Source organism: Psychrosphaera sp. (genome assembly GCF_982872775.1).
In genome coordinates, this window is sequence record NZ_CEYNSH010000033.1 from 1 (window position 1) to 23,245 (window position 23,245).

General features: G+C 41.9%; 16 protein-coding genes. 7 read left to right on the top strand and 9 right to left on the bottom strand.

Features of this window, described 5'->3' with window-relative positions; genetic code table 11:
• Nucleotides 1–109: 109 nt before the first annotated feature.
• Nucleotides 110–679, top strand: a complete 570-nt coding sequence (locus tag AC4E96_RS10245) for a GNAT family N-acetyltransferase (RefSeq protein ID WP_488033697.1) — start codon at nt 110–112, stop codon at nt 677–679.
• A 33-nt stretch (nt 680–712) separates the two neighbouring features.
• Nucleotides 713–2,050, top strand: a complete 1,338-nt coding sequence (locus tag AC4E96_RS10250; RefSeq protein WP_490255750.1) for an NAD(P)/FAD-dependent oxidoreductase — start codon at nt 713–715, stop codon at nt 2,048–2,050.
• Between the two features lie 156 nt (nt 2,051–2,206).
• Here AC4E96_RS10250 and trxA read toward each other — a convergent pair whose 3' ends face one another.
• The 5 genes from trxA to dapB all read right to left on the bottom strand — a co-directional run bounded on the left by trxA (nt 2,207) and on the right by dapB (nt 9,084).
• Entirely contained in the window at nt 2,207–3,055 is an 849-nt protein-coding gene (gene trxA / locus AC4E96_RS10255; protein ID WP_490255751.1) for a thioredoxin, read from the bottom strand.
• A 133-nt stretch (nt 3,056–3,188) separates the two neighbouring features.
• Complete coding sequence (gene greA / locus AC4E96_RS10260; RefSeq protein ID WP_488033693.1) at nt 3,189–3,668, bottom strand: transcription elongation factor GreA; 480 nt, start codon at nt 3,666–3,668, stop codon at nt 3,189–3,191.
• A 1-nt stretch (nt 3,669) separates the two neighbouring features.
• Complete coding sequence (gene carB / locus AC4E96_RS10265; RefSeq protein ID WP_490255752.1) at nt 3,670–6,888, bottom strand: carbamoyl-phosphate synthase large subunit; 3,219 nt, start codon at nt 6,886–6,888, stop codon at nt 3,670–3,672.
• Nucleotides 6,889–6,915: 27 nt separating this feature from the next.
• The gene (gene carA / locus AC4E96_RS10270; RefSeq protein WP_488033691.1) at nt 6,916–8,052 is read right to left on the bottom strand and encodes a glutamine-hydrolyzing carbamoyl-phosphate synthase small subunit; all 1,137 of its coding nucleotides are present in this window, start codon (nt 8,050–8,052) and stop codon (nt 6,916–6,918) included.
• Between the two features lie 192 nt (nt 8,053–8,244).
• Nucleotides 8,245–9,084 (bottom strand): 4-hydroxy-tetrahydrodipicolinate reductase, encoded by an 840-nt coding sequence (gene dapB, locus AC4E96_RS10275; RefSeq protein WP_490255753.1) that lies wholly within the window; start codon nt 9,082–9,084, stop codon nt 8,245–8,247.
• Nucleotides 9,085–9,251: 167 nt separating this feature from the next.
• Between dapB and AC4E96_RS10280 the strand changes: the two genes are divergently transcribed.
• Nucleotides 9,252–9,914, top strand: coding sequence for a DUF2959 domain-containing protein (locus tag AC4E96_RS10280; protein WP_490255754.1), 663 nt, complete (start codon nt 9,252–9,254; stop codon nt 9,912–9,914).
• Nucleotides 9,915–10,063: 149 nt separating this feature from the next.
• Here the strand turns inward: AC4E96_RS10280 and grpE are convergent, their stop codons facing one another.
• Both grpE and hrcA read right to left on the bottom strand, forming a co-directional pair.
• Nucleotides 10,064–10,678, bottom strand: a complete 615-nt coding sequence (grpE, locus tag AC4E96_RS10285) for a nucleotide exchange factor GrpE (protein ID WP_490255755.1) — start codon at nt 10,676–10,678, stop codon at nt 10,064–10,066.
• Nucleotides 10,679–10,740: 62 nt separating this feature from the next.
• Entirely contained in the window at nt 10,741–11,769 is a 1,029-nt protein-coding gene (gene hrcA, locus AC4E96_RS10290) for a heat-inducible transcriptional repressor HrcA (protein WP_488033687.1), read from the bottom strand.
• 87 nt (nt 11,770–11,856) lie between these two features.
• Between hrcA and nadK the strand changes: the two genes are divergently transcribed.
• From nadK to AC4E96_RS10305, 3 genes are all read left to right on the top strand, one after another.
• A complete protein-coding gene (gene nadK, locus AC4E96_RS10295; protein WP_490255756.1) occupies nt 11,857–12,738 on the top strand; it encodes an NAD(+) kinase in 882 nt (293 codons plus the stop codon).
• Between the two features lie 120 nt (nt 12,739–12,858).
• Nucleotides 12,859–14,529: a DNA repair protein RecN gene (recN, locus tag AC4E96_RS10300; protein ID WP_488033685.1), complete on the top strand. Its 1,671-nt coding sequence runs from the start codon at nt 12,859–12,861 to the stop codon at nt 14,527–14,529.
• Between the two features lie 85 nt (nt 14,530–14,614).
• Nucleotides 14,615–15,592 (top strand): hypothetical protein, encoded by a 978-nt coding sequence (locus tag AC4E96_RS10305; protein WP_490255757.1) that lies wholly within the window; start codon nt 14,615–14,617, stop codon nt 15,590–15,592.
• Here the strand turns inward: AC4E96_RS10305 and AC4E96_RS10310 are convergent.
• Complete coding sequence (locus tag AC4E96_RS10310; protein WP_490255758.1) at nt 15,589–19,257, bottom strand: PAS domain-containing hybrid sensor histidine kinase/response regulator; 3,669 nt, start codon at nt 19,255–19,257, stop codon at nt 15,589–15,591. The genes AC4E96_RS10305 and AC4E96_RS10310 overlap by 4 nt on opposite strands.
• A gap of 51 nt (nt 19,258–19,308) precedes the next feature.
• Nucleotides 19,309–20,709: a PhoH family protein gene (locus AC4E96_RS10315; RefSeq protein WP_490255759.1), complete on the bottom strand. Its 1,401-nt coding sequence runs from the start codon at nt 20,707–20,709 to the stop codon at nt 19,309–19,311.
• Nucleotides 20,710–20,978: 269 nt separating this feature from the next.
• Here AC4E96_RS10315 and rapA point away from each other — a divergent pair.
• Nucleotides 20,979–23,245: RNA polymerase-associated protein RapA (rapA, locus tag AC4E96_RS10320; protein WP_490255760.1), on the top strand; the 2,267-nt coding region annotated here is incomplete at its 3' end.

Genomic DNA, 23,245 nt, shown 5'->3' on the forward strand with positions numbered 1-23,245 from the left:
ATATAAAAAGACGAACACCTTATGAGTTCATTATTTTCTAGGTCTGTTTTATATATTCTAGCTTGATACACTATATTGTAATTATCGATTTATTTTTAAGGCGAAGCTCTTGTCCAACTTTAATGTTTTACATTTATCTGAAGATGACTTTGAAAAAGTAATCACTTTAGGAAATGCTGTTCATGGTGACGGTTATTTAGATTTGTCTTCGATTAGTAAGATGCTTGATAAAAGTAAAAAAGGTGACCTTAATTCTAGCTATGTAATGTACGACGGTGACAAACTCGTCGGTTTTAGGATCACTTATGCGCCAGGTCAATGGGAATTAGACAAATGGTGTACTCCTGATGAATGGCCTGTAGCTAAAGACGACGTTGCTTATTTCAAATGTAATACGATCGATCCAGACTATCAGGGTAAAGGTCTTGGCGGTCAACTATTAAAAACCTCCATAGAAACACTTAAAAAGATGGGGGCAAAAGCGGGCTTAAGTCACATTTGGATGCAAAGTCCTGGAAATGCTTCCTTTAAGTATTTTACAAAAGCCGGTGGTCAACTGATCAAAACTCATCCGCGTCGTTGGAACGACGATCCCTCGCTGCCGGATTACAATTGTATTATATGTGGAACAGATTGTTATTGTGACGCATCAGAAATGATCTTGGTGTTTGATAAGTAAAATATAGATAGATAACAATAAGCAGTGCGTTATATGTATGACCCTTTTATAGATAGACAAATTCCCTCTGATCAACCAACATCAGATTCTTATTGGCAATCAACGGCTTCCATTTACAAAGCTTCCCGGCTCGATCAAGAAATAGAGACGGATGTCGTTATCATTGGTGGTGGTTTTACTGGCCTTTGCTGTGCGATTTCCACAACGCAAGGCTCAAATTCTTCTGTTGTCGTTTTAGAAGCAAATAATATTGGCTGGGGATGTAGTAGCCGAAATGCTGGTTTTGTCTTACCAGGCTCTGGCCGTTTGAGTTATCAACAGATGGAATCTCGGTATGGTTTGGAACAGGCTCAAGTACTCCACCAACAATATATGGATGCAATTTCACTCGTTGAAAAACGAGTTAGCGCAATTAGTGATCACGCCGATAAAACCGAAAAGGGTTATTTAAAGTTAGCTCATAGTTCCAAATGGTTTGATAAACTACAACATAGTGCAGATTACCTAGCAAAACACTTTGACTACGAAGTTGAGACGTTTGACTCAACGTCATTTAAAGAGCAATTCGTTGATCACAACAAGGTATTCGGTGCGATACGCTACAAAAATGGATTTGGCGTTAACCCACTCAAGCTCGTTAACCATTATGCGAGTCTCGCGCTTAATAACAACGTTCAATTATTCGAGCACTCTCCGGTTATTGAAATTCACACTGATAAGCAAGCCGGCAGTTACTTACATACCATCAAGACAAGCAAAGGTTCAGTACGGGCAAAAAAAGTGGTCATTGCAACTAATGGCTATACACCTAAAGGTTTGCCAACCCCTCTTTCAGGAAAAATATTACCTGTACTTACTAGCGTAATCGTTACTCGCCCTCTCACAAGTGAAGAGCTTAAACGGGCTAACTTCCTGTCCCATCAAGTAATGATGGATACAAGAGAACTCAAGTATTATTACCGTCTGCTTCCGGACAACCGAATTTTGTTTGGCGGTCGCAGTGCAATTTCAGGTAAAGCCTCGAATGATCCCAAATATCAACAACGACTCCTGGCAGAATTAAAAGAAACCTTTGTCGGCCTCGAGAAAGTTAGTTTAGATTATGTTTGGAGCGGTTGGATTTCTGTCGCATTTGATCAGATGCCTCACTTGTTTAGAACAAGTGACGATATATTTTATGCGACAGGTTATTGTGGCTCCGGAGTGTCTTTTAGTAGTTGGGCCGGGGATGCTTTAGGAAAAATGATCAACGAAGAATCATTTCAAAGTCCTTTGTTAACTGAGTTACCTCGTTTTCCTTTTTCACCGTTTAGAAGACTTGGCCAGAGAATGTTTTATCAATACGGTCGCTTAAAAGACGCGCTTGGCTAAACAAATGAGCCTTTTACCAAAATAAGACATTGCTAGCCAGAAACAGAAGACCCAAGCTTAGACATAAACTTGGGTCTTTTTTTTAATAATCGTCGCATCTACAAAAATCGCTCGTTATTTATAATTTCGAAACGCCTTTTGGGAATAGGTGACAGCTTAATACATAAGTGCATAAAGTTTGCGACGATATGTCGGTGCTAGCTCATCTCCAGCAGGTAGGCTGTTTAGTAGATCAACAAACACTTTTTTAGCATCTTCAAACGCCATGTCTTTTTGCAAGATTTGATATAGCAGCTCTAACGCTTCTTCATTTCGATGAGCTTGATTTAACGCCAGCGCGAGTTGCTTTTTGATATCAAGTGCATCTGGTTGTTTAGCTAGTTCGTCCTGAAGTGCTCGAATTTCAGGAGAATCTGCTGCTTGTTCCGCTAAGTCTATTTTTGCCAACACGTGTTGATATTGTGAGTTTTGATCAACCATCTTAACTTGACCAATGAGCTCTTTTGCTTCTTCCAGCTTACCAAGCTCAACACTGATATCAGCTAATAACAACAAAAAGTCTGCATTTTCTGGCTCATAGGCTAACGCTTGTTTAGCTAATGGATACGCCTCAGCCATTTTACCTTGTTGATGAAAACCCAAAGCTTTAGCCGCAAGTTCATCTTGTGGTTTGGGTAAATGCTTTTCCAACATAGCGCGAATTTCTGACTCAGGTTGAACACCTGCAAAACCATCGATAGGTTGACCGTCTTTAAATACCATTACTGTTGGTAAGCTCTTTATGCCAAATTGCATTGCTAACTGTTGCTCTTGGTCACAGTTCACTTTTGCCAATATCATTTGCCCTTCGAACTCAGCCGCTAGCTTGTCTAGTACAGGCATTAATTGTTTACATGGCTCACACCAGTCAGCCCAAAAATCGATAACAAAAACAGTACCAGCTGGCGCATCTAACAAATCTTGTTGTATGTTTTGTGCGGTTAGATTGATTATATTTGCTGACATAACACTCTTCATTCTTTAATCATTATTTTGCAATGTTGCCACTGCTAAACAAAAAAGCCAACGATTCGACGTTGGCTTTTGCTGTAATGCTAATCGCGTTGTTCATCTGAATAACGCATCACACTTTTTAATACTACTTATATTCTACTTCAATAATTTCGAATTCAACCGCACCCGCTGGCGTGTTGATTGTTACGACATCATCAAGTTCTTTACCAATTAGACCACGAGCAATCGGTGAACCAATTGAAATCTTGCCTGTTTTAATATCTGCTTCGTCTTCACCGACGATGTGGTAAGTCGTTTCTTCATCAGTATCACAATTAAGAATAGTAACGGTAGTGCCAAAAATGACTTTACCGTTATTTTCCATTTTTGTGACATCAATGATTTGTGAATTAGATAATTTGGCTTCAATTTCTTGAATTCGACCTTCACAAAAGCCTTGCTGTTCACGCGCTGCGTGATACTCGGCATTTTCCTTCAGGTCACCGTGCTCACGTGCCTCTGCAATATCAGCAACGATACGTGGACGGACAACAGTTTTTAGTTCATGTAACTCTTCGCGCAGGGCTTCCGCGCCCTGCACTGTCATTGGTACTTGAGTACTCATCTTATTGAATTCTCTTATGTAAGTTTTGCACTGACTCTACACTACCACGATCATCGGCAGTATTTGCTAAACAGGTAGCAAATGCTGCGTTTAATGTTGTGGTGTAATTCGCTTTGTATTGTAATGCGCCACGACGGAGAGTTTTCGAGTCTTCAATCGCTTGACGACCTTCAACAGTATTCACAATGTAGTTATATTCACCGTTTTTAATACGGTCAAGAATGTGAGGACGGCCTTCAAAGACTTTATTAACTTTACGGCTTTCAATGCCCGCTTCGGTTAATGTTTTATGGCTTCCGCGTGTCGCGTCTAGTTCGAATCCAGCTTCAATTAACTTCTTAGCTAGATCAATAACTCTGACTTTATCTGCATCACGCACAGAAATCAATGCCCTACCGCCACGAGCCAATTCGATACTCGCACCAAGTTGTGCTTTTGCGTAGGCTTCTTCAAAGGTATTACCAACACCCATAACTTCACCAGTCGAACGCATTTCAGGGCCGCGAATTGGATCAACACCGTGGAATTTATTGAATGGAATCACCACTTCTTTCACAGAGTAATATGGAGGAATAATTTCTTCAGTAATACCTTGCTCTGCTAGTGTCTTACCAGACATAACTCGCGCAGCTACTTTAGCTAGCGGCACACCTGTCGCTTTAGAAACAAACGGCACCGTACGCGCGGCACGAGGATTTACCTCGATTAAGTAAACTTGACCGTCTTTTACTGCAAACTGAGTATTCATCAAACCGATAACGCCCAATTCCAATGCCATATCACGAACTTGTTTACGCATTACATCTTGGATATTACGTGGCAATGAGTACGCTGGTAAAGAACATGCCGAGTCACCTGAGTGAACACCCGCTTGTTCGATATGTTCCATGATACCACCGATAACCACATCGGTACCGTCACAAATCGCATCAACGTCAACTTCGATTGCATCATCTAAGAAACGGTCTAATAAAACAGGCGCTTCATTCGAAACTGAAACCGCCTCAGTCATATAACGACGCAAGTCAGCTTCGTCATATACGATTTCCATCGCACGACCACCTAGTACATAAGATGGACGAACAACAAGAGGGAAACCAATTTCTAGACTCTTGCTTACCGCCTGTTCAACTGAAGTCACCGTAGCGTTCTCAGGTTGTAACAAGTCCAAGCGCTCAACCATTTGTTGGAATCGTTCACGGTCTTCTGCGCGGTCAATCGCATCTGGTGACGTACCAATGACTGGCACACCATTCGCTTCTAGTTCACGAGCAAGTTTAAGTGGTGTTTGACCACCGTATTGAACGATAACGCCTTTTGGTTTTTCAACACGAACAATCTCTAAAACGTCTTCAAGTGTAATTGGCTCAAAGTACAAACGGTCAGAAGTGTCGTAATCAGTTGAAACCGTTTCTGGGTTACAGTTAACCATGATGGTCTCGTAACCGTCTTCGCGAAGTGCTAATGCGGCGTGAACACAGCAGTAGTCAAACTCAATACCTTGACCGATACGGTTAGGACCACCGCCGATAACCATGATCTTATCTTTGTCTGAAGCATTCGACTCACACTCTTCATCATATGAAGAATACATATATGCGGTATCAGAGCTAAATTCTGCCGCACAGGTATCAACACGCTTGTAAACAGGAAGAATATCGAAGCCTTGACGCTTTTTGCGAACTTCTTTTTCACTAATCGCTAATACGTCTGCGATGCGTTTGTCGGCAAAACCTTTTCGTTTCAAGCGACGAAGGAAGTCTTGATCTAAACCAGCAAAGCCACGCTCAGCAATTAACTTTTCTTCTTTGACGATGTCTTCGATTTGCACCAAGAACCATGGGTCAATATTGGTCAGCTTGAAGATAGCTTCGAGGTCCATGCCATTACGGAACGCATCAGCAATGTACCAAATACGCTCTGCACCTGGCTCTTTCAATTCATGAATAATACGGTCATGCGCATCTTCTGCAGACAAGTCAATAATTGGATCAAAGCCAGAAACACCAACTTCTAATCCACGCAATGCTTTTTGCATCGATTCTTGCTGATTACGGCCAATAGCCATAACTTCGCCTACTGACTTCATTTGCGTTGTTAAACGATCGTCTGAACCAGCGAACTTTTCAAAGTTAAAGCGAGGAATCTTAGTCACAACATAATCGATGGTCGGCTCGAATGATGCAGGGGTTGCACCACCTGTGATGTCATTGCTCAATTCATCAAGTGTATAACCTACTGCTAGCTTGGCCGCGATTTTAGCAATTGGGAAACCCGTTGCTTTTGATGCCAATGCAGATGAACGAGATACACGTGGGTTCATCTCGATGATAACCATACGGCCATCTTTTGGATTGATACCAAACTGTACGTTTGAACCACCTGTTTCAACACCGATTTCACGCAATACCGCACAAGAGGCATTACGCATGATTTGGTATTCTTTGTCTGTCAGTGTTTGGGCTGGTGCTACTGTGATTGAGTCACCTGTATGAACACCCATAGGGTCGAAGTTTTCAATCGCACAGATAATAATGCAGTTGTCGTTTTTGTCGCGAACCACTTCCATTTCATATTCTTTCCAACCAATCAAAGATTCGTCGATAAGAAGCTCGTTAGTAGGAGAAAGGTCTAAACCACGGCGACAAATTTCGTCAAACTCTTCTTTGTTGTAAGCAATACCACCACCGGTACCACCCATAGTGAAAGAAGGACGAATAATACAAGGGAAACCAATGCGAGTTAGAACATCGTAAGCGCCTTCAAGCGTGTTACAAGTTTCTGCGCGAGGACATTCAAGGCCAATGTCTTTCATAGCCTTGTCAAAACGACTGCGATCTTCTGCTTTATCGATGGCATCTGCTGATGCACCGATCATCTCTACGCCGTACTTTTCTAAAACGCCGTGTTTTTCTAAATCAAGCGCACAGTTCAGTGCAGTTTGACCACCCATTGTCGGTAAAACCGCGTCTGGGCGCTCTTTTTCAATGATTTTTTCGACTACTTCCCAGTGAATCGGCTCGATATAGGTTGCATCGGCCATCTCTGGATCAGTCATGATCGTTGCTGGGTTCGAGTTGACTAGGATGACTCGATACCCTTCTTCTCTTAATGCTTTACAGGCCTGAGCACCTGAATAGTCAAACTCACAAGCTTGACCAATAACTATTGGACCCGCGCCCAATAATAAAATGCTTTTGATGTCGGAACGTTTTGGCATAGTTAAATTCTCTTAATTCGGTCAGTTTTACTTACGTTCGCTCATTAGTTCGATAAAGTTATCGAACAATGGTGCCGCGTCATGAGGACCCGGGCTTGCCTCAGGATGGCCTTGGAAACTAAAGGCTGGTTTATCCGTACGACGGATGCCTTGTAACGTGCCATCAAAGAGAGATTTGTGCGTCGCTTCAAGATTGGCTGGTAATGAGTCTTCTTCAACCGCAAAACCGTGGTTTTGAGCCGTGATCATCACGCGCTTGTTTGCTAAATCTTGAACTGGGTGGTTGCCACCGTGGTGACCGAATTTCATTTTGGCTGTTTGTGCCCCACTTGCTAGCGCAAGTAACTGGTGACCAAGACAAATACCAAAAATAGGAATGTCTGTTTCTAGGAAAGACTTAATTGCTTCGATGGCGTAGTCACAAGGTTCTGGATCGCCAGGGCCATTTGATAAAAAGATACCATCTGGGTTTAGAGCCAACACATCTTTTGCCGATGTCTGTGCAGGAACCACCGTCAATTTACAACCGCGGTCTACTAACATACGAAGAATGTTTCGTTTGACACCAAAGTCATACGCCACAACATGGAATTTAGGATCTGTCAGCTCGCTAAAGCCTTTACCTAACTCCCAACTTCCCATGTTCCAAGTGGTCATCTCTTTACACGAAACCACTTTTGCCAAATCCATACCTTTTAGACCTGGGAAGTCTTTAGCTGCTGCAGCCGCTTTTTGCTGAAGCTCTTCAGTGATTTCATTAGCCGCAATAATACAGCCTTTTTGCGCACCTTTATCGCGAAGAATTCGAGTCAATTTACGAGTGTCAATGTCTGCAATCGCAACAACATTGTTTGACGTAAGGTAGCTCGACAAATCTTGTTCACTTCGGAAATTACTTGCCACTAACGGAAGATCGCGAATGACTAGGCCTTTTGCCCATATTTTGTCATTTTCTTCGTCTTCAGAGTTGGTGCCGTAATTGCCGATGTGGGGATAAGTGAGAGTGATGATTTGTTCAGCGTATGAGGGGTCGGTGAGAATTTCTTGGTAGCCTGTCATGGAAGTATTAAAGACAACTTCACCGACAGAAATACCTTCTGCACCAATTGCAGATCCTCGAAAAATAGTTCCGTCTTCTAGAACTAAAAGCGCGGGTTGAGTCAAGATAACCTCCTAGCATCATAGAGCAGATTGAGGGGTGAATCTGCTTCCGGTTAATCTTAGCCTGTATAACTAAAGGCAAATTCCGGTTATTGTAGCTACGAAATCGAAAATAGGCTAGAAAAATTTCATTAAATATCAAAAACAACAAGTTTAGACTGAAATTCTTCTATAGCCCCAGTTTCTACAACTTAATTACTTAAAATTAAGCACATCTTGCATATCAAAAAGTCCATTTTCCTTATTTGCGAGCCAAGCGGCAGCCCTTACAGCACCTTTAGCAAAGGTTAAGCGGTCTGTCGCTTTATGAGTTATTTCGAGTCTTTCACCAATATCAGCAAACAAAGCGGTATGTTCACCTACTATATCTCCAGCACGAAGACTCGCAAAGCCAATTGAACCTTCTTTTCTTTCACCAACGTAGCCATTGCGGTTAAACTCCGCCACATCTTCTAATTTTACATTAAGTCCTTTGGCAATGGCTTCACCCATTGATAACGCTGTACCGGATGGTGCGTCCTTTTTGAATTTGTGGTGAGACTCGACAATTTCGATATCAGAAGACTGTCCCATCGTTTGTGCTGCTATCTCTAGCAGTTTATGCATGAGGTTTACGCCAGTACTGAAATTTGTGGCATACACGATGGCTATGTGCTGACTTGCTTGCTCTAACATTTGTTTCTGAGCTTCTGAAATGCCTGTTACACCAATGACCATGTTTTTCTTTTGTTTGATACATTGTTCGACGTGACGGTCTAATGCTTCAGGTAAAGTAAAATCAATCCACACATCGGCATCGTCAATCAGACCTATAGTACCCTCTTTTATTGCGACACCATAATTATCTAAACCTACAAGCTCACCTACATCAGCGCCAATAACGGTTGATGTGGCACGTACTGAAGCCGCCCCAATCGAGATTTTTTGATCTGCGCTTGAATACTCGATTCCCGCTTCAATTAAGCGGCGTCCCATTCGGCCATTAGCGCCAAAAATACCAAGTCGGGTATTAACAACAGAATTAGATGCTGACATTGTGTCTCTCTTAAAAATGATTGAATAGATTACTTAAAAATACGATTCGTGCTTAAGTGTTAAATACTACACTATTATCTAACGACTCTCATATGCAGATTAATGATAAATAGTAGTTTTTAGGCATATTTTACTTATACTAAAAAGAGACGATAAAAGAGGCCTTTATGAGAACATTTTCTAGCGCAACATTTAAAGCACTGCTGCTCACCTGTACCCTAGCCTTGTCTGGGTGCCAAACTGCGTATTATTCTGCCATGGAAAAAGTCGGTATCCACAAAAGAGACATCCTAGTAGACCGCGTTGAAGAAGCTCGTGATGCACAAACCGAAACTCAAGAGGAGTTTCAATCGGCCTACGAGCGTTTAGTCACGCTGACAAATTTTGATGGAGGCGAAGTCGAGCGAATTTACAATCAACTCAACGATGATTATGAGTCGAGCGAGGCTGCAGCAAATCAAGTTCGTAGTCGTATAGAAGCGGTTGAAACCGTTGCCGAAGACCTCTTTGACGAGTGGCAAAACGAACTCAGTGAATATTCAAATGCAAGGCTCAGAAATGCTAGCGAACGCAAACTGAAAGAGACCGAAAGACAGTTTAATCAATTATTGAGAAGCATGCGAAGAGCTGAGTCAAAAATGGATCCCGTTTTAGCCACATTAAAAGACAACGTATTATATTTAAAACACAACTTAAATGCGGCAGCCGTTGCGGCAATCAAGGGCGAATTTGACAGCCTAAAAACGGAAATATCAACGCTTATCACTGATATGAGTAAAGCAATTGATGAATCAAATCAGTTTATCGACACATTAAAAGCACAAGGCTAACTCTCATCGATTTTGTTCTAGTCAAATTGTGTCCAGACATAAAAAAAGCACCTACTCGGTGCTTTTTTTTGTTTTTAATGTAATAGGTGCCTTGGCCAGTTCACTTTTTTAGCGACCAACTTCACACAGTAACTATTACTTCACAGTGACTACTCTGGTGCTTTAGAAACCATAACCATCGCAGGTCTTAACAAACGACCGTTTAGGGTAAAGCCTTTTTGCATTACCGCGATAACTGTGTTTGGTTCAACATCTGCAGATGGTTGCATAGACATAGCTTGGTGTAGTTCTGCGTTAAACTTCTCACCTTGTGGGTCAACAATCTCTACACCAAATTTAGCAACAGCATCAATAAATGACTTTTGCGTCAGCTCAATACCTTCAAGAACAGGCTTAAGCGTTTCATTTTCTTTATCAGAAAACTGAATCGCACGTTCCAAGTTATCAATTACCGGAAGCAATTCATTTGCGAATTTTTCTAACGCAAATTTGTGCGCTTTTTCTACGTCCATTGAAGCACGACGACGGATATTGTCGACTTCTGCAGCCGCGCGAACAACTGAGTCTTGCTGTTCTTGCACTTTTGCTTCTGAAGCCGCTAAGGCAGCTTCAAGCTCAGCAATGCGTTCTTCTGCAGACTGAACATTACCTTCAGCAGTGTTCGCTTCTGACCCTTCTTGTTGGTCAACGTTTTGGTCTTGAGCATTTTGCGCCTGCTCAGGTTCAACTTGATCGTCTTGTTTAATAGGCTCTTGTTCAGACATGAGTCTTACTACTCCAAACTATTCGAGTGTTAAAATAAAATTGATTGAGCGTATTATGGGGATTACTGCTGACGATTCAAGGCCGCAGTGAGAATATTCGCAGATAAATCGACGGCTGAAATAACGGACGCGTAATCCATGCGTTTTGGCCCGACAACCGCCATGACTCCGACCACTCTATCTCCTTTCATAAAAGACTTTGCCACCATTGAACATTTGTTTAACGCTGATATGCCCATTTCATCACCTATGAAAACATGAACATTTTGGCTGCTACAACACGCAGAAAAAACCGGTTGAAGGATGTTAATATTTTCAACGGCCTTTAATACCTGTTTAAGATCGGTTGTCTCTGTCGCTATTTCACTGTTGAGTAAACGTGTTTCGGATGCTCTAAACAATACCTGTTCGTTCAGTTCCACCGCTTCTCCAAACAAAGCTCGCCTAACCAGTTCCTGAACTTCACTACTCGCTTGTTTTAAAAAGTAGCCCAAACGTTGACGCCCTTCTTCCAAAGAAAAACCAGCAAGTGCTGAATTGAGCATTTGTAACGTTTGTTGAAGTACATTATCTTCGATTGAAAATGGTAAATCGACAACGCGGTTTTGGACTTCATCGTGTTGATCAATCAATACACACAACAATCGTTTATCGGCAAGTCGAACCAACTCTAGTTGACGGATGACAGTGTCGTTGGTCTTTGGCATCGCAACCAAACCGGTTAGTTTTGTCATGTCCGCAATCATACGAGCCGCTTTGTGGCACATTTCTGGAGGTGTTGCAGAATTAACTAAATTGGCCGTTAGCTGTTGTAGTTGACCTTGATCGGCTGACTCGAAACTCAGTAATTGATTTACGTAATGACGCAAACCTTTTGTCGTTGGAATTCGACCCGCGCTAGTATGAGGTGAATAAATAAACCCGTCCTGCTCTAGGCCCATCATTACATTTCGAATCGTAGCGGGGCTAGCTTGAATGTTGGACTCATCAACAATAAATTTAGATGAAATAGGTACACCTAAGGTGAGATAACTTCTTATCACCAAGGACAACACAGCTTCAGCACGTTGATTTTTATTTAATTTTGTCATCTAAATTTATATCTCTGACTTCTAATTCAGGAAGAAACAAGCTATAACGCCTACTATGCTGTTATTGGGGCACAATGGAATAATACAATGACGAAACACTTTAAAACAATTGGCATAATCGGCAAAGCAAATCATGAAGCGACAATGCAAACAGTGCAAGAGCTTTATGACTTTTTAGAAGCTGAGGATTATCACATCGTCATTGACGAGAATATTGCTCATCATATTAAATCAGGCAAACCTGAAGTTGCCGATGTGGTAGAGCTGGGTAAACGCTGTGATTTAGCAATCGTTGTGGGCGGTGATGGCAATATGCTCGGGGCCGCTCGTGTTTTAAGCCGGTTTGATATTGCCGTTATTGGTGTTAATCGAGGTAACCTAGGGTTCTTAACAGACCTAGATCCAGACAACTTTAAAGACTGCCTAAGCAAAGTATTAGAGGGCGACTACAGAACCGAAATGCGATTCTTATTAGATGTCAGCGTCCATCGCCATCAAACAGTCAAAGCCACAAATTCTGCCATGAACGAAGTGGTGCTTCACGCTGATAAAGTGGCTCATATGATTGAGTTTGAGGCCTACATCAATAATTCATTTGTTTTCCATCAACGCTCTGATGGTTTGATCATCAGTACCCCAACAGGCTCAACCGCTTACTCGCTCTCAGGCGGTGGCCCTATCGTTCACCCTAGCCTTAACGCCCTATCGCTGGTACCAATGTTCCCACATACATTGACAAGTCGACCGCTGGTTATTGACGCTGACAATGAAATTAAAATCATCGTCAGTAGTGATAATGACGCGCAATTACAGATAAGTTGTGACTCTCACGTAGTTCTGTCTGTTCTACCAGGCGATGAGATTATCGTTAAAAAACATCCGCTAGGGTTGCGACTCATTCACCCAATTAACCATGATTATTATGACGTGCTACGTAAAAAGCTTAACTGGGGCAAACAAAACTACTAAATCACGGCCAAATTAACGACTTAGAAAAAAGTCTAAAAACTATCCGCTTTTTATTGGACAGACAACAAAAAACCAATTACTGTATATACCAACAGTAATTGATAAATTTGATGTCAGGTTATGTTAGTTTCTTTAGCAATTCAAAACTTTGCCATTGTTCGCCAGCTAGAGGTGAATTGGCACAAAGGTATGACAACTATTACAGGTGAAACTGGAGCGGGTAAATCTATCGCTATAGATGCACTCGCTCAGGCTCTTGGTGAGCGCAGCGAAGCAAGTATGGTACGGACAGGAGCCAATAAAGCAGAAGTCATCGCTAGTTTTGATTTATCTAATTTGCCAGCAGCGCAAGCCTGGTTGGACGCGCATGATCTTAGTGCTGAACAAGACTGTATTTTACGTCGAGTTATCTCAAAAGAAGGCCGCTCAAAAGCCTACATCAACGGCACCCCTGTTCCTGCCTCTCAATTAAAACAAATCGGCGCTAAGCTGGTCAGTATTCACGGCCAACACGCCCACACGTTATTAACTAAAGCCGACCATCAAAGAGAGCTACTAGACGAATACGCGGGCAATGACTTGCTCTCAGGTCAAGTACGTGAAGCCTACAATAAGTGGCAAAAAATCGGTAAAGAGTATGATTCACTTTTAGAGAAACAACACGAGTTTAATGCCCAAAGGCAATTACTCGAATATCAAGTGCAAGAGCTTGAAGAAGCACAACTTGAGCCTGGTGAGTATAAAAACATTGAGCAAGAACACCAAAGGCTACATCATGCCCAAAGTTTAGTTGCCGATAGTCAACAGGCCTTGTCCTTGTTGTACGAAGGCGACGAGGGTAATGCATATTCGGCGTTACAGCATTCACTTTCTATGCTGACAAAGTCTGCGGCTATTGACAGTAAACTAGACGGATCAGTTGAGCTTATTAATAATGCTTTAATTCAGTTAGAAGAAGGCGTCAACGAGTTAAGAAGTTATAACGATCAACTCGAGATCAACCCAGAACGACTGTTTGAAATAGAGTCACGCCTAAGCACTTTAGTCGACCTTGCAAGAAAACATCAAGTAGAACCAGATGACCTTCCAGAACACTATCAACGCCTTGCCGACGAGCTAAAATTGATTGATGACTCAGGTGATCGAATTGAACAGCTCAAGATAGAGCAAGCCAAAGCATTAGAGGAATACAAACATTTAGCGCTTAAGTTAAGTGAAGTTCGAAAAGCGAACGCAGAACAGCTTACTCAACAAATTACCTCTAGTATGCAATCACTGAATATGAGCGGCGCTAAATTTGAATTACAAGTCACCACTGATGAGTCGGTTACCTCGAAACATGGCTTTGATAGTGTCGCGTTTTTGGTAAGTGCAAACTTAGGACAAGCTTTACAACCATTAGCTAAAGTTGCCTCTGGTGGTGAATTGAGCCGTATTAGTCTTGCGATTCAAGTCATCATTGCGCAACGTGTCACGACTCCAACACTTCTTTTCGATGAGGTTGACGTGGGTGTCTCAGGGCCAACAGCGTCTGCTGTAGGCAAATTGATGAAAGACCTCAGCCAAAACACGCAAGTTATTTGTGTAACTCACCTACCTCAGGTCGCATGTTTCGGCCATCAACAACACTTTGTAAATAAGTACAATGTTGATAATGTGACAGAAACTAAAATGCAGTTATTATCTGAAGAAGACAGAGTTGACGAATTGGCACGATTATTAGGTGGTGATGTCATTTCTGATACCACAAGAGCCAACGCACAAGAGCTTTTGTATGTCGCCAAAAGTTAGGGCTCAAAGCGTTGAGCTATAATACAAAAGGCAAATAACACAATTTTCGAGGCTTACAGCTAAGATTGAAAAGGTAACCAACGACATGACACCGCTTAAAAAGACAATGTTATGCTTAATTACCAGCGTGTCTTTTGTAATGCACAGCTTACCCTCAGTTGCGGAACAACTTGATTTTAGAAAGTTCGAGTCCGGAACTGACATCGAATACCATTATGAATGGAAAGATATCAATGACGACGTGCAAACCTTGTCTTTTAAACTTGATAAAAAAGAAGTCGGTAACAACTATCGTCACTTCAAAGCATTAAGGCCAAGCTTATTACATATGTACTCTTTGCGGGAGCTAAAAAAAGCCGTTGCAAAGTTAGATCGACGACAAGGTTCCGTGGAGCTTTTACCTCGCGTCGAACAAATTGAGTTTAGCCTAAAAAGCAAAAACAAAGACTGGCTGAAACAAACAAGTCAAACACTCGAAAACGTTTATGCCGAGTCATTATCCTCTTACCTTAAAAAAGAACATTACATAGAGTTTGACGACTTTTCTCCTCTTAGTAAGTCCATCACATTCAAGCCAGACCACGTGAGATTTATATTAGAGAACACCACAGCGGCTCAACCAATTGTTGATGCTCTTAAAGCCAAACTGCCTAATGCCACACCAAGACAAATGGCCACATTTATGCTGAGCTGGATTCAGACGATCCCTTATGACGAGATAGAAGACAGATCCACCAGCAATGGGGCTGGGTTTGTTCCTCCCATTCACCTGTTAAATCAAAACAAAGGGGATTGTGATAGTAAAGTGACGCTAATGGCGCATTTGATGAAGATGATCTACCCAAACTTACGCATGGCAATTGTTTTTTTACCCAAACACGCCCTGCTTGGAATGAATATCTCTTACTTACAAGATGATGAAACAATTGATATTGATGGTTACAGTTATGCGTTAATTGAACCAGTCGGCCCAGCTTTAATAGAGTTTGCAAGCGCTGCAGAGTCATCCATGCGTCACATCAAATCTGGCATGTACAAAACAGAGTTAATAAAAATAGACTAATCGTAGCGTTTTAAAAATAAGAATAGCTCACTGATTACCTCACCCCAAAGCGTGACGGCTCTATTTTTCTCTAGCTCATGGCCGAGCTTCAATGCTTCTCGTAATCGCTTTGTTGCTTCAACCGCTTTTTCTGCTCGTATGTTCGCTAGCATACCTTGAATGTTGTGAAGTTTAGCGTAAGTGTCATTTGTCGTATTTTGACCAAGTTGTTCCGAGAATTGAGTTAACTCATCTTTTTTCGACTTTAAGAATATAACTAGTAACTTTTGCATCGTCGATTCATTATTACCAAACTGAGCAATGAGTTGCTCTTGGTTGATCACCGGCAACTCACTAATTGAATGTTGAAGCTGAGGTTTGTCTTGGTCCGGGATTATATGATCTGCCTCTACCAACTCAGAAGGCAACGCAGCTCGACTAGTTTTTAAGTCCTTATCGTTGCTTAAAAATGAGTTAATAACGCTCAACAGTTTGGTTTTATCAATCGGCTTTTCTAAGTGAATATCGATACCTGCCTCAAGCGACCGTTCGTAATCTTCCTTACGAGAGTGTGCAGTCATGGCAATAATTGGCAAATCTTTAATATCGGCAGATTCACGTATTTTACGTGCACAAGTTAACCCATCCATGACTGGCATCTGAATATCTAACAAGACCGTATCAAACTCAAATTGCCTCAACTGTCTCAACGCCACTAAGCCATTTTCAGCGATGGTCACGTTTGCTCCTGATGATTCAAGCATCAATCGCATTACTTGCTGGTTAACGTAGTTGTCATCAACCACCAGTATATTGGCTTGATCAATTCGTTGTTCCTTTTCAACTTTGACCGGTTCGGTTGCGCAATTTTTAATGAGATCCCAGTTAGAGAAAGGTGCGGACAACAGAGGTCGATAACGAATATTGTTGAGCTGTTCTGATGTGAATTGGGATATGTTGAATACAATCGGTTGATAATCGAGTGAGCCGTCATTTATTTGCTGAATGATTTCCTCACTCAATGTCTCTAACAGTTCAGGTCGACACACCAACACATCTGCGTTTATCTGGTCACTCTTTGCTGGCAACATTGACGTGCTGACGACTTGCTTAGCACTTCTTAGTTTTTGAGCAACAAAGTCCATTTGCTCCTCTTTGGGATCATAGACGAGCCAACTAGATACTTGATTAAGCGAGAAACGATTTGTGACGTGGCCTTTTAAGGTCATCGTGATAGTAATTGTTGTCCCTTTACCCAGCTCACTATCTAAGTGAATTTCTCCACCCATTAATTCAACCAGCTGAAACACAATCGCAAGCCCTAAACCAGTACCGCCATACTGTCTTGTGGTTGACGCATCTGCTTGAGCGAAAGCATCAAACACTTTTTGTTGCTGCTCCTGAGCAATACCTTTACCAGTATCTTCTACCGTAAAAGACACCGTATATTCATTTCGCTTCACCGCAAGAACACTGCCTGATAGCCGCACGGTTCCCTTATCCGTAAATTTAACCGCGTTATTTATCAGGTTTGTAAAAATCTGACTTAACCTTATTTTGTCTGTGATCAAGGTGTTTGGAAAATCGAGTGGTAAGTCGATATCTAACAACAACTCTTTTTGCATCGCGTCGGACAAACTGTTCGCAAAAGCTATCTCCAATACTTCCGAGAGGTCGACCGGTTCGAGCGCCAACTCCAACTTACCGGCATTCACTTTTGAAAAGTCGAGAATGTCATTAATGACTTTTAACATATGGCGAGAAGAGCTCTCTGCAACACTCAAATAACTTTTTTGAATTGGACTTGGATTGGCACTATTTAACAGTTCAATCATTCCTAAAATTGCGTGCATCGGCGTTCTAATTTCGTGACTCATATTGGCAATAAATTCACTTTTCGCAGTGTTTGCCGATTCGGCCGCGATACGAGCCTGCTCTACTTGCCTAAAACTAGTTTCTTGCTCGGTAATATCTCGGCCTAAACTAACCGTACCTAACAAATCGCCTTCAACATTGACGACGGGAGTGACGAGCCAGTTAATATAAACGTCTGTGCCAGAAGGAAGTTTATGCCAAACCTTAGCCGAAAATAACCGTTTTCCTTTCAGTGCCTGAAAATCGAATTTAGACAGTTCCGCTGCAACTTCAGGATCAAATACGTCTTCGACTAAATTAGTGACAAGCTGTGACTCTTTAACTCCAGTGAATTTCTCAAAAGCCCTATTACATCCAACAAAACTACCATCGACATTTTTGTAATAAATCAAATCAGGCATTGAGTTAATAATGGCGCGATTGAGCGCAAGGTTTCGATCCTTTTGCATGGTTTGAAGGTGAAGCGCACGAGTTCGGTCTTGGACTTTATCGTCGAGTTCTTTATTTTTGGCAACAAGAGAATTAAACAGCTTGCGATTATCAGTAAAGGACTTCTTGATCTTCTCGAACCAGGGTTCCCAACCTTTCGGTGGTGAAACGTCTTCTAACTCATAAAGCGAGTTTTGTCGCTCGATATAGCTGATCAACATTGAAAACGGCTGTAATAATAAATTAAACACCACCACATTAAATATGACCAAACAAACCACACCTAAAAACAGAATTTGTAAGAAAAAGTCCAAGGCATCATCTTTTAGCCTGTCGTTTAACTCACTTGCCTCCTTAAACATAAAGACTTCAAAAGGCGCATTGAGCATCTGACTTTTTAGAGTGAGCCATTTAATACCGGGTGAAACTTGGTTTTCCACTAACCGTTTTTGAATAGGACTATCTGCAACATCAACCATAGATGCACTTTGCTTTGAAGGCGTATAGTCATAACTCTTGAGTGTGAAGGTATGCCAGGCAGAAGGAATATATCGTGTTGCTAATAAGCTTTGAATATTGGTTGAATAGTCTTGGCTGACATCAATATTAGAGGTAATAACACGTTGAGTTTCTTGTTGCCACACTACGTATTTGGTCGCTTCGCTTTCACTTAAATACAAATTGTTTAAGTTAAGCTCTACTGCAATATAAATAGGTTTGAGGTTAGTCACTGGCAAAGAAATCAAAAGGTAGTTTACATGCTCGCCTCGATAAACATGAGGAGGAGCAAAAATAAGCTCACTTACGCTTGAAAGGTTGAGCCACCTCGCTCGATTTTGCTCTAACCAGTCCAAAAGTGGTAGAGGGCTATCTTGTTCTTCTTCCAATGACATCAACTGAAATGTGTGCTCACCGACATCGGCAATAAACAATACTTTTTTGGCTAAGTTGTTGCGATTGACCATCTCTAAAATAGGCAGGTAAGCCTGATAGTCATGCAACAAATAATGAATCTCAGGTGATTGTAGTGATTTTAAATACTGAGTTTTGTTTGGTGCTAGTAAAGGGACTTGGCTTAATGAAAAATCAACAGGCTCTATTGATTCGTCACTAGAAAAGCGTTCAGCGTTGCTTCCTGGCTCAGGTTTATTTGCATAATAATCTGAAATAACGGTGGCGGCACTGACCAATTGCTCGGACAAAGCACCAAGCTGACTGTCAAAAACGGATAACCTGACTTGCTCGCTCTCAAAAGATTGCGCGACCAAGTCTGCCTTGTGCTCAACGAAGTACTTAAATGACAAAATCATCACACTGATAACCATTATCAAAATACCAGTGAAAACAATTTTGTTTATTTTTCCTTTAACAAAGGGATTCAAAATTCAATGCTCTTTAAAAAGCGTCGCCTCTGCTAATGCTCACCGAGAAAATTAGAGGTTTTCTTCGGCAAACTGCGCCAAGCGACTGCGAACCACGCCATTTAAATTGACCGTAGCACTTCCTTCAAAATCCTTAAACCGTTCAACGATATAGGTTAAGCCCGAGGTAACTGCGGTTAAATAATTGCTGTCAATTTGAGCAAGGTTACCAGAACAAACTAGTTTTGTCCCTTCTCCACATCGGGTAATAATGGTTTTTAGTTGTGATGCGGTTAAATTTTGACACTCATCTAACAATACCACAGCATTTTGGATGCTGCGCCCACGCATAAAGTTTACAGACTTGAATTGAATGTTGGCTTTTTCCATTATGTAGTTGAGGCTTGATGACGGGTTTTCATCGTGCTTGTGAAGCACTTCGAGCGAGTCGGTTATCGCAGCTAACCAAGGTGCCATCTTTTCTTCTTCTGTGCCCGGTAAGAAGCCTATCGACTCGGCAATTTCTGGCGTATTTCGCGTCACCAATACCTTGTCATATACGCCTTGTTCAATCACCATCTCAAGAGCAGACGCTAATGCAAGCAATGTCTTACCACAACCAGCAGGGCCGGTTAAAATCACCAATTCAATATCTGGGTCCATCAACGCGTTCATTGCCATTGCTTGGTAAATGTTTTTAGGAGTGATTCCCCAAGCTTTTCTCGACATCAATCGGCTTCGTCCTAAGTCGAGCAAATCGATATGCTCATCGTCTTTGGCGACTACTCTTGCGGCAAAGTCACTGCCTTGGTCTAAAACATATTCATTGATAAATACATTCTCTAAGGCGTCCCGATTAATTTTGTGAATGGTATCGCGGCCTTCTTTCGTAGACTCAACTTGTTTCACCTGTTGCCAAAAATCACCTTCGACCTGCTCAAAACCTTTGGTCAAAAACTGAATGTCATCAATTAATTGGTCTGTTGTGTAGTCTTCTACATGTTTGAGACCTGCACCTTTTGCTTTAAGTCGCATGTTAATATCTTTGGTTACTAACACGACTTGAACTTTAGGTCGCTCTTTTTGAAGGTGAAGTGCTGCGTTGATAATGCGATTGTCGTTTTCACCGCCGGGTAACCCCGAAACTTCATTGGCAATGTGGTGATCATTTAGAATAATCAAACTACCCGTAACCGGACTGCCCTCTAGCTCACCTTTATTGAGAGGCACGCCTTCAATCATTTGCTCGGGGTCAACATCTTGTAGGGTGTTTTCTAAAGAGCGGATGGCCACTCTTGCATCTCGTGAGACGTCTTTGTGCCTGTCTTTAATGTGGTCGAGTTCTTCTAACACCGTCATTGGTATCAACACATCGTGTTCTTGAAAGTTCAGGTAGGCGTGAGGGTCATGAAGGAGGATATTTGTATCGAGGACAAACAGCTTTTTTTGTTCTTTGCGCACGGGTTTATTCATAAAAACCAACCTTATTTTTATTCTTCCCTAATATAACTGTAGTCAATATTCCTACCTCTTTATGAAATATTGATGAAAAAAGATCTCTTTATTAAATAAAGTTCTACTCCTATCCTGAATGATTTTCAATCGATCCACTCAACTTTTAACCTATTGTGGCCTATGTTTAATATCCACAGCGGATTTTTAAGAATTCGACACGATTTTTAATCCATAAGAGAGTAGACTACGCGCCCTTTTTTATCGGCATTGAGAACACAGGAGAGCATATGAGTTTTTCGATTGGCCAGCGTTGGGTAAGCCAAGCTGAGTTAGATTTAGGGTTAGGTACAGTAATAGGAGCGGACAATCGATTTGTCCAAGTACTTTTCCCCGGAGCCGAAGAAACTCGTCAATACGCTATGGATCAGGCTCCGTTGATGCGAGTTGAATTTGCACCTGGTGACAAAATACAAAGTCTTGAAGATTACGAATTTATCGTTGAAGACGTAGAAGTAATGAGTAATACCTTCGTTTATCACGGCCGCCGTGTCGATAATGACGAAGCGGTCAGCGTAAAAGAAATTATGCTGGACCACCACGTTAAGCTTAACAACCCAGAGGCGCGTTTATTCACTGGTGCTTATGACCGCAAGCACTGGTTTAGCCTACGCTTAGAAGCACATCAAAAGAAAGCCGAACTTCAAACTTTTTCACTACATGGTTTATTAGGTGCGCGAGTCAGCCTAATTCCACATCAGTTATACATTGCCGATACCGTTGGTAAGCGTTTTGCTCCTCGTGTTTTATTATCTGATGAAGTGGGCTTGGGTAAAACTATCGAAGCTGGTCTTATTATTCATCAACAATTAGTTTCTGGTCGTGCGAGTCGTGTTTTGGTTGCCCTTCCAGCCAGTTTGCAACACCAGTGGCTCGTTGAAATGTTGCGCCGCTTTAACCTCAAGTTTGCGATTTTTGACGATCAGCGTTGTGAAGCAGAAGCCGAATCAGATCCAGAAAAAAATGTATTCGAGAATGAACAGCTCGTTTTTGTTAACCACGAGTGGCTGAGTAAACAAGGTAAATGGCAACAAAAGCTAACTGAAACTCAGTGGGACTTAGTTGTTGTTGATGAAGCCCACCATGTCACACCACCAGAGCAAGGTGCAGAGCCACAATCGGTAACGCTTTTTGAGCACGTCCAAGCATTAGGACAAGCTACCAAAGGCCTAATCTTATTAACGGCGACACCTGACCAGTTAGGTCACTATGGTCATTTCTCCCGACTAAACCTGTTAGACCCAAGTCGCTTCCACGACTATGACGCCTACAAGGCAGAAGAGCTGGCGTATCAAGACATCGCTGACATTGCTAACCTTCTTATCAACAACGAGACATTAGATGCAGCACACCTAGAAACCTTGTCAGTGATGTTGAATGATGAAGAAAGCCTAGCCGAAATAAACTTATATCAAGCCGCCGATGATAAGGCCGAGCATGCCGAGTCATTGATAAACAGTCTATTGGACCGCCATGGCACCGGTCGAATTATGTTCCGTAATAGCCGTCAAGGCATTAAAGGCTTCCCTGAACGTAAAGTATTTGCTTATCCGCAGGAGCGCCCAGAAGGGTTTGCCCCTAACGTTGATACACTTGGCCTGCATCCAGAGCTTCAGCACAAGCCACAGACCAGTGATCACAAACCGTGGTGGCAAGTTGATCCTCGTGTTGAATGGCTTTGCCAATTCTTAAAAGAAAACAAAGAAGAAAAAGTGTTAGTCATCTGTGCTAATGCCAATACGGCAATGCAACTTGATGATGCTTTGTTTGAACAAGAAGGTTTGCGTTCTACGGTATTCCACGAAGGCATGACGATTGTGGAGCGTGACAAAGCTGCGGCTTACTTTGCCGATGAAGAAAACAGTGCACAAGCATTAGTCTGTTCTGAGATTGGTTCAGAAGGTCGTAACTTCCAATTTGCCCATCACTTGGTTTTATTTGACCTACCAGCCAACCCAGACTTACTAGAACAACGCATTGGACGATTAGACCGAATTGGTCAAACAGAAACCGTTCAAATTCACGTTCCTTATTTAGAAGAAAGCTCACAAGAAGTGTTATTTGAGCTTTATCAAAACAGCTTTGATGCCTTTGAAAAAACTTCAACAACCGCTCGTGTTGTATTTGAACAAAACAGTGACGCCATTTTGCACCAGTTAGAGCAACCTGATGACGCCATTGAATTAGCGACACTAATTGAACAATGCAAAGAGCAAAACGACGCATTAAAAGCAGAAGTAGAAAAAGGCCGAGATCGCCTACTCGAAATAAACTCAAGTGGTGGCAGCAAAGCCCAAGCCATCTGTGAAAAAATCGAAGAAATAGATGACAGCACAGAGCTAATGGCATTTATGACTCAAGTCTGGGATCACTTTGGAGTGAATAACGAAGAGAAATCTTCGTACAGCTATATCCTCAAGCCAGGCGATCACATGATGACCGAGCACTTCCCGTCACTAATGGCAGATGGCATGACGGTTTGTTTTGACCGTGATAC